Annotated in this window: 11 protein-coding genes and 1 pseudogene; 9 read left to right on the top strand and 3 right to left on the bottom strand. The window is 65.9% G+C overall.

The features are described from left to right. On the bottom strand, positions 1-198 hold a 198-nt coding region (locus tag Q4A20_RS10415), incomplete at its 3' end, for a hypothetical protein (protein ID WP_303122704.1). A gap of 231 nt (positions 199-429) precedes the next feature. Here Q4A20_RS10415 and Q4A20_RS10410 point away from each other — a divergent pair. From Q4A20_RS10410 to Q4A20_RS15125, 5 genes and pseudogenes are all read left to right on the top strand, one after another. Next, positions 430-867 (top strand): helix-turn-helix domain-containing protein, encoded by a 438-nt coding sequence (locus Q4A20_RS10410; RefSeq protein WP_108965692.1) that lies wholly within the window; start codon positions 430-432, stop codon positions 865-867. A 190-nt stretch (positions 868-1,057) separates the two neighbouring features. Beyond that, positions 1,058-1,270 (top strand): ribonuclease PH, encoded by a 213-nt coding sequence (locus Q4A20_RS10405; RefSeq protein WP_136314238.1) that lies wholly within the window; start codon positions 1,058-1,060, stop codon positions 1,268-1,270. Beyond that, positions 1,267-1,647: a hypothetical protein gene (locus Q4A20_RS10400; protein WP_303122699.1), complete on the top strand. Its 381-nt coding sequence runs from the start codon at positions 1,267-1,269 to the stop codon at positions 1,645-1,647. The genes Q4A20_RS10405 and Q4A20_RS10400 overlap by 4 nt, the downstream gene beginning before the upstream one ends. Positions 1,648-1,759: 112 nt before the next feature. Continuing rightward, positions 1,760-2,047 carry a helix-turn-helix domain-containing protein gene (locus tag Q4A20_RS10395; RefSeq protein ID WP_303122698.1) on the top strand — a complete coding sequence of 96 codons (288 nt, stop codon included), beginning with the start codon at positions 1,760-1,762 and terminating at the stop codon, positions 2,045-2,047. Beyond that, positions 2,037-2,408, top strand: a pseudogene (locus Q4A20_RS15125) (HipA domain-containing protein); the annotation flags it as partial. The gene Q4A20_RS10395 and the pseudogene Q4A20_RS15125, both read left to right, overlap by 11 nt. Positions 2,409-2,604: 196 nt before the next feature. Here the strand turns inward: Q4A20_RS15125 and Q4A20_RS10385 are convergent. Together Q4A20_RS10385 and Q4A20_RS10380 are read right to left on the bottom strand one after the other, a co-directional pair. After that, a complete protein-coding gene (locus Q4A20_RS10385; protein ID WP_303122697.1) occupies positions 2,605-3,060 on the bottom strand; it encodes an iron chaperone in 456 nt (151 codons plus the stop codon). Between the two features lie 190 nt (positions 3,061-3,250). After that, positions 3,251-3,811 carry a serine acetyltransferase gene (locus Q4A20_RS10380; protein WP_303122696.1) on the bottom strand — a complete coding sequence of 187 codons (561 nt, stop codon included), beginning with the start codon at positions 3,809-3,811 and terminating at the stop codon, positions 3,251-3,253. A 534-nt stretch (positions 3,812-4,345) separates the two neighbouring features. Between Q4A20_RS10380 and Q4A20_RS10375 the strand changes: the two genes are divergently transcribed. From Q4A20_RS10375 to Q4A20_RS10360, 4 genes are all read left to right on the top strand, one after another. Beyond that, on the top strand, positions 4,346-6,235 hold the full coding sequence (locus tag Q4A20_RS10375; protein WP_303122705.1) for a ribonucleoside triphosphate reductase: 1,890 nt from the start codon (positions 4,346-4,348) through the stop codon (positions 6,233-6,235). A 26-nt stretch (positions 6,236-6,261) separates the two neighbouring features. Next, positions 6,262-6,534, top strand: coding sequence for a type II toxin-antitoxin system RelE/ParE family toxin (locus tag Q4A20_RS10370; protein ID WP_303122691.1), 273 nt, complete (start codon positions 6,262-6,264; stop codon positions 6,532-6,534). A 153-nt stretch (positions 6,535-6,687) separates the two neighbouring features. Then, positions 6,688-6,924, top strand: a complete 237-nt coding sequence (locus Q4A20_RS10365) for a peptidylprolyl isomerase (protein ID WP_303122689.1) — start codon at positions 6,688-6,690, stop codon at positions 6,922-6,924. Further along, positions 6,917-7,678: an anaerobic ribonucleoside-triphosphate reductase activating protein gene (locus Q4A20_RS10360; RefSeq protein WP_303122687.1), complete on the top strand. Its 762-nt coding sequence runs from the start codon at positions 6,917-6,919 to the stop codon at positions 7,676-7,678. Before Q4A20_RS10365 ends, Q4A20_RS10360 begins: the two co-directional genes overlap by 8 nt. Positions 7,679-7,709: the final 31 nt, after the last annotated feature.

The following is a 7,709-nucleotide window of genomic DNA, read 5'->3' as shown; positions in this document are numbered from 1 at the left end:
CGCCGAAGGGGCGTAGTAGACGCCGAAGGGGCGTACCCAATGATCGGGCTCTGGCCTCCGCGTCGCCAACGCCATGCCGAGCGCTGCATCCCACCGCGGACGCTCGCGCCCTAGTGCCGCACCCAACCTCAGATGCCCCCGCCGCCAACCGCCGTACTCCACGCACGAGGAGCCACTCTCGTCGGGAATGCATGGCATGGAGTCATGTCAGGACGGCGCCGATTAGGGCCAAACGCAGTGATCCGTGCCGTCGCGGAGCGTCAGGGCGTGGTCGCGGATGTCGCCATCCGGTGGACGCCCGGTTCGCGGCCCGGTCTCCTGTGGTTGCACCAGAAGAGTGGTGACCCCCACTGTGTTTCACATATACGTGAAACTGCGTTACCCTGTAACGGTACCTACGAACGGCGTGTGAGGAGAAGAGGAGACATCATGTCAGCCGGCACGCTCACCAGGGTCGGCCTCGCGGCGCAGACCGTGCGTGAGGTCCAGGAGATCAAGCCCATAGAAGGAGCCGTACTCGTACTGCGTGACCCTGACGGCCGCGAGGTCGTGTTGACGCAGGGTGTTCAGAAGGCTCTGTTGGCAGCCCTCGCCTCGATCGCCGAGCATGGCGAGGTCACTATCGGCCGTGTCCCTGACGAACTCACCAGCACTGTTGCCGCCGACATGCTCGGTGTCTCGCGTCCTACGCTGCTGAAGTGGAGCCGCGACGGCCTGATCGACTCTTTCAAGGTCGGCTCGCACACTCGCTTCCGCCGGGAGGACGTAGTGCGGCTTCGTGATGAGCGTGAGCGCGAGCGTCGCCGTGCCTTCGAGGCACTGCGAGCCCTGGACGCGGAAGGGGACTTCGAGCACTTCGAAGACTGACTGCGACAAAAACCACGGAAACCTGTGAGCGGGGCGAGCTGCTGCGGCGCGTCGCGGACGTGCTGATGACGGCCGCGAACCTGCCCGAGCAGGAGCGGCGCTCCGACCCGCTGCTGGTGGACGGGTGAGGTGCAATTCGGGACGGCAAGTCGGCATTGCCGAAGACTTCTAGTGTGACTAGACTGCTGTCATGAAGCGGTCGGCGGTGCTGAAGCGGGTCAAGCGCGCAGCGCGCGACCGGGGACTTGAATACGAGGTTCGTGAACTCACTCGCCATACCGCCGTCCGAGTCGGGAGTGTTACGCGGACCCTTGGGCGTCACGTCGAGATCGACGACGTGACGGCGGGCAAGTTCTTCGATCAGTTCGCCGAGGTCCTCGGCGGGAAAGGATGGTGGCGATGAGTCGAACATTTGTTCTTAAGGCCGAGCGGGGAATCGGCAATTGGTGGGTTCTTGAGGTCCCCGAGGTGGGCGCGGTCTCTCAGGTTCGTCGTCTCGATCAGGCGAGGGATGAGATGCGTGAGGCCGTTGCGTACCTCGCGGGCATCCTTGAGTCCGAGGTCGACTTCGATGTCCAAACCACACTTCCCGCCGACTACGTCGAGCACATGGCGGAGGCTCGGCGGCTACGTGAGCAGGCGGATGCGGCGACGCGCAGGGCAGCGGACGAGTCTCGTGCGGCGGCGCGAGTTCTGCGCGAGGGCGGGTTGACTCTCCGCGAGGTCGGCATGCTTATGGGGGTGTCGCATCAGAGAGTGGCTCAGCTTCTTGATGCATGATCCCGGACAGGGTTGCGTTAGCTCGAGTACTTCAGCTCCGAGTAGCACAACGGCGATCATGTTCGTCATAACCTGCTAATATGGCGATCATGCACGCCATAAGGAGGTGTGCATGCCCGGCTACCGGATCAACCGGCAGATGACCGCCTTCGGCGAGCACATCCGTGGCTGGCGCATGGTGCTGGGGCTGACCGCCCAACAGGTCTCCGAGCGGGCCGACATCAGCCGCGACACGCTGCGCAAGATCGAACGCGGCGATCCCACCGTCTCCTTCGGTGCCGTCGCCCAAGTGCTGCGCTCCCTCGGCATCCTCGACCAGGTTGTCGACGCCGTCGACCCGCTATCCACAGACATCGGCCGCCTGCGCGCCGGAAGCCTGACGAAGCGGCGTGCCCGATGACCGACGTCGAAGTCCTTCTCGACACCGAATCGAAGCCGCAGCGCGTGGGGACCGCGCACTTCACCCGTACCTCCTGACTGCGGCCGACCAGACGCAAGCAGATGATGATCCAGCCGCCGCCATCAAGCAGCTTCTCGCCACCGGCGCCACCGGCCTAGGAGGCGCTCGCCCCAAGGCCTCCGTGAGGCTGGACGACGGCGGCCTCGCGATTGCCAAATTCCCGCATGCATCCGACCGGTGGAATGTCATGGCATGGGAAGCTGTCATGGTCGACCTCATGCAGGAAGTCGGGATCCGTTGCCCGCAGCGGCGACTGGTCAATGTGGGCGACTGCGGTGTACTCGTCCTGCGCAGGTTCGACCGATCCCATCTCGGACATCGGATCGGCTACATCAGTGCCATGACCGCAACTCAGGGGACGGTGAGCAGCACGACTACCTCGACGTCGTCGACTCGATCCGCGACCTGTCCCGCTCTCCGCGCGCCGACCTCCGCGAAGTCTTCGTACGGATGGCTGATGCTATCGCACCGCGTATCGAGGCGCTCGCCGCCGTATCTCAAGGCCGCTGATCATCCAAGAGCGCTGCGACGGTTCGTTCCAGCAGCGTCGTCGGCAAGGGCTCATCCAGACCGAACCACAAAGTCCCCTTGCCACGCACCCATGGGGCGAGTTCAGTGCGCAGCGCCTCCTGGGACGGCAGTGGGTACAGCGCTACGTGGTCCTTCCAGCCCGAGACGAAAACCCGCGCGGCCCTGCTGCGTCCCGGAATCCGATAGCCGATGATCCCGTAGCTGATCACTTCCTCGACGCCAGGTGCGGTGCGCCGCACCAGGTCACGCAGTGCGTCCAAGGCCGGGCGCGCCGCCAGCGGCACGGACGCCAGGTAATCGGTGACGGCGCGCAGATGCGTCCGGGCGACTGCGCCCTGCCGGTTCCGCTGAGGAGGTACGTGCTCCCAGTGGGTGCTCACGGTGGACAAGAAGTCGTTCACCGGGACATGCGTGGGTTCCAAGAGGGCTCCTCAAATCTGTTGCTGATAGGGGACACGGCCGGCTGTCACTGGTGCCGTGCAGCGTATGCCAGGGCGTGGCGGGGTTTGAATTGTGGCGACTGAACTCAGCGTGACTTGCTGGGCAAACCGCCTATGACCAGGGGAAACGTGTCTCCCGGTCGGCTTCTGGTAGACCAGCGCAGGCCCCGCCTCATCCCTGCCAGAGGTTCTGCATGTACTCCGGTGGGCACGGGTGGCCCTCTTTGATGATGCCGGGATTGCCGATGACCGTGGAACCGGACGGGACATCGGTGTTGACCAGTGCCCCCGGGGCGATGAGGACGTCGTCTCCGATGGTGATCCCGCCGACGATGACGGCATTCGTGCCGATCCACACGCGGTCTCCGATCGTGGGGGTGCCCGCTCGGCGCCCGGACGGCACTTTGCCGATCGTTACACCCGTGGCGATGTTGCAGTTGCTACCTATCACTGCGGCCGGATTGATGATGATCCGGCCGCGGTGTCCGATGTAGAAACCGGGGCCGATCCTGGTCGACCAAGGAATTTGGATGAATGTCGTCGCCGACAGATGGCTGAGAGCCGCTCGGTAAGCCTTCTGCATCAGCGGCGAGCTGGCGTTCTGCGCATGACGGAAGGTCCACAGGTAGCTCAGCACCTTGCGCTCGCCGAGGCGGGCGGTCAGCGGCACGTCGCTGCGGCCGAAGTAGCGGAAAAGATCCGAGTGGAAGAGCTGTCGTGCCATCGAGGTCATGGGGGAACTCCTCAGGGGTGGATAGGGTGCCACCAAGAATACGGGGGTTCGCTCCTGAGCCTGGGCGTGTCGGCGGTTCGCGACGAACTCGTCTGCTCGTGCCGGAGGATGGACGCGTGTCGGTTCTACCTGCGGCCGCGTGGGGTAGCGCGGCTCGCCCGCCTGGCGACACGCGCGTGCGCGTCAGTAAAAGTGTGAGCTGCGCCACCCACAAGAAGTGGGGTTACGCAGAGCGGCGGTCGCGCCGGATGGCGCCACCGTTGCGGGTATGGTGCGGGTTGCGACCACAACATGTTGTGGTCGCTGGCCGGTTACGCTCCTAGATGATGTGTTACACCGGTGTCGTTTGCGGGGGTGTCTTGGAGTAGGGTCGGCGGCGTCGGCGGCGCCGACCGGGGCCCTCGGCCCCGGTGGTGCCACCCGTTCAAAGAAGACTGCACGCTCAGCACTAACGCAAAGCACTGGAGGCCCCTCGTGTCCGACAGCACCCAGACCCCGTCCGCCGCTCACCTGGCCGCCGCGCACCCCGAGCTCGTGGCCCGAGGCTCTGCCGACTCCGCTGTCGCCCACGGCTCGCGCCCCCAGGTGGACGCCGTCTCCACCATCACCGAGTACCTGGACCGCTCCGACTGGCGCGTGAACGCCAACGCCAACCAGGGTTACTCCCTGGGCGGGATGATCCTGAACACTTCCGGCAAGGTCATCGCCAACTATTGGCTCAGCCAGATCTACCCGCAGGTGGCCGGCGACGCCCACCGCGACGGCGACATCCACATCCACGACCTGGACATGTTCGCCGGCTACTGCGCCGGCTGGTCGCTGAAGAACCTGCTCCAGCAGGGATTCAACGGCGTCCCCGGCAAGATCGCCTCCGGCCCCGCCAAGCACTTCTCATCCGCCGTCGGCCAGATCGTCAACTTCCTGGGCACCCTGCAGAACGAGTGGGCCGGCGCGCAGGCCTTCTCCTCCTTCGACACCTACATGGCGCCCTTCGTCCGCCTGGACAACATGAGCTACGACGACGTCCTCCAGTGCATGCAGGAGCTCATCTTCAACCTCAACGTCCCCTCCCGCTGGGGCACTCAGACGCCCTTCACCAACCTCACCTTCGACTGGACCTGCCCCGCGGACCTGGCCGACGAGCACCCGCTGGTCGGCGACGAGCTGTGCGACTTCACCTACGGCGACCTCGCCGAGGAGATGGGCATGATCAACCGCGCCTTCATGGAGGTCATGACCACCGGTGACGCCGACGGCCGCGTCTTCACCTTCCCGATCCCCACCTACAACATCACCAAGGACTTCGACTGGGACAGCCCCAACGCCGACCGGCTGTTCACCATGACCGCGAAGTACGGCCTGCCCTACTTCCAGAACTTCATCAACTCCGAGCTCGACCCCGGCATGATCCGCTCCATGTGCTGCCGCCTGCAGCTCGACCTGCGCGAGCTGCTCAAGCGCGGCAACGGCCTGTTCGGCTCGGCCGAGCAGACCGGCTCCGTCGGCGTCGTCACCGTGAACATGGCGCGCCTGGGCTACCTGCATGCCGGCGACGAGGAGGCCCTGGTGAAGGCGCTGGACCGCCTGATCGACATCGCCTCGCAGACGCTGGAACTCAAGCGCACCGTCATCCAGCACCACATAGAGGCCGGCCTGTTCCCCTTCACCAAGCGCTGGCTCGGCACGCTGGACAACCACTTCTCCACCATCGGCGTCAATGGCATGAACGAGATGGTCCGCAACTTCACGCACGACGCCTACGACCTGACCGACCCGCGCGGTCACGCCATGTGCGTGCGCATCCTCGACCACGTCCGCGGCCGCATGGTTGAGATCCAGGAGGCCACCGGCCACCTGTACAACCTGGAGGCCACCCCCGCCGAGGGCACCACCTACCGGTTCGCCAAGGAGGACCGCAAGCGCTTCCCCGACATCCTCCAGGCGGGCACCGACTCCAACCCGTACTACACCAACTCCTCCCAGCTGCCTGTCGGCTACACCGACGACCCCTTCGAGGCGCAGGAGATGCAGGAGGAGCTGCAGACCAAGTACACGGGCGGCACGGTCCTGCACCTGTACATGAATGAGCACATCTCCTCAGCCCAGGCCTGCAAGGAGCTGGTGCGCCGCTCGCTGACGGCCTTCCGCACGCCCTACATCACCATCACCCCGACCTTCTCGATCTGCCCGACCCACGGCTACCTGGCCGGCGAGCACTTCACCTGCCCCAAGTGCGCCGAGCTGCACCCCGACGCCGAGCCGGTCGAGTGCGAGGTGTGGACCCGTGTCATGGGCTACTTCCGCCCCGTGAAGTCCTTCAATATCGGTAAGAAGGGCGAGTACATGGAGCGGCAGATGTTCACCGAGGCCGCGGCCGGCGCCCACGGCGCCACCACCTCGCGTCTGACCTCTATCAGCGCCTGAGGTCCGGGTCTCCAACGGAGCGGGAGGTGCGGGTGGCGGACTGGATCGTTGAGCTGACTCCTCGCGCCGAGAGTTCGCTGCGCCGACTCGATCGCAGTGTCCAGGTGCGTGTGGTCGGCAAGCTGCGGGAGATTCAGGGCGCTGATGATCCGCGGAACTTCATGAAACCGATGACTGGCCCGCTTAAGGGGTACTTCCGACTCCGGGTCGGGAACTACCGGGTGATCGTCGACCTCCAGGATGAGCGCTGCGTGATCCTCGCAATTGATGTCGGTCATCGATCCACGGTCTATCGATGAGATCACCGGTCCTGTTCGTGACTCGGCTGTAGAGGCGCCGGGGCGCCTGCCGCTTCAGCGGTGGGGCCCCGGCGCTCGTCCTAGGGGGCTCTGGACCTTCGCTGTATGGGCTGGGGCTTGTCGGAAATGAGGGCCGACTCCTATGCTGTAAACATGTCTACAGCAGTTCTGAGCGTGCGACTGCCGGAGGAGCTTAAGCGTCGGCTCGATGATCTGGGCTCTCGGACCGGGCGCCCGGCAACTTTCTATGTGCGTGAGGCTGTGGAGTCCTACATTGATGACTTGGAGTACGCGTACACGCTGAAGGCTGAAGCGGAGGCGGCCAGGCGTGGTGAGATCAAGACGCGCCGCCTCGATGAGATCGCCGCGAGCCTCGGACTCGATGACTGAGACCCTCAAGAAAGGCATCGTGCACCGCCCCGCCGACGACCTGCAGATCGCCGGGCTCGTGCCCATGTCCACCGTCGACTGGCCCGACCGCCTGGTCGCGACGGTCTTCCTGCAGGGCTGCCCCTGGAACTGCTTCTACTGCCACAACCAGGCCCTCATCCCCGCGCGCACGCCCGGCGCGGTCGCCTGGGATGAGGTCCGCGCCCTGCTGGCCCGCCGTCGCGGCCTGCTCGACGGCGTCGTCCTCACCGGCGGGGAGGCACTGCGCCAGGACGCCCTCGCCGACGCCGCCGCCGAGGTGAAGGAAATGGGTTTCCAGGTGGGTCTGCACACCGCCGGCCCCTACCCGGGTCGCCTGCGCGACATGGTGGCGCGCGGGCTGGTCGACTGGGTCGGCCTCGACATCAAGGCCCTGCCCGAGCACTACGACGTCGTGGTCGGCCGCCCCAACTCCGCCGCCAAGGCCTGGGAGTGCCTGCATGTGCTGGTGGATGCGGCCGCCCGCGGCGACGGCGTCGGCTTCGAGGTGCGCACCACCGTGGTCCCCGGGGACACAACCGCCGCGGACGCCGTGGAGGTCGCCCGCCGCGTGCACGACGCCGGCGCCCGGGTCTACGCGCTGCAGCAGGCCCGCGGCGCGGGCACCACCGGCGGCTTCGCCGTGTCCGCGCCCGGATGGGACGCCGAGTGCGAGCGCATGGCCGCCCAGATCGAGACCCTCGGCTGGGACCGCTTCACCTACCGCCCCGCCTGATTTCTCCGCCGAGTTCGGTAGATCTTACGTG

The organism is Actinomyces sp., assembly GCF_030530635.1.
In the GTDB taxonomy this organism is placed as follows: domain Bacteria; phylum Actinomycetota; class Actinomycetes; order Actinomycetales; family Actinomycetaceae; genus Actinomyces.
The sequence above is the reverse complement of the archived record's forward strand: the minus strand, read 5'-3'. Positions and strand labels throughout refer to the sequence as shown.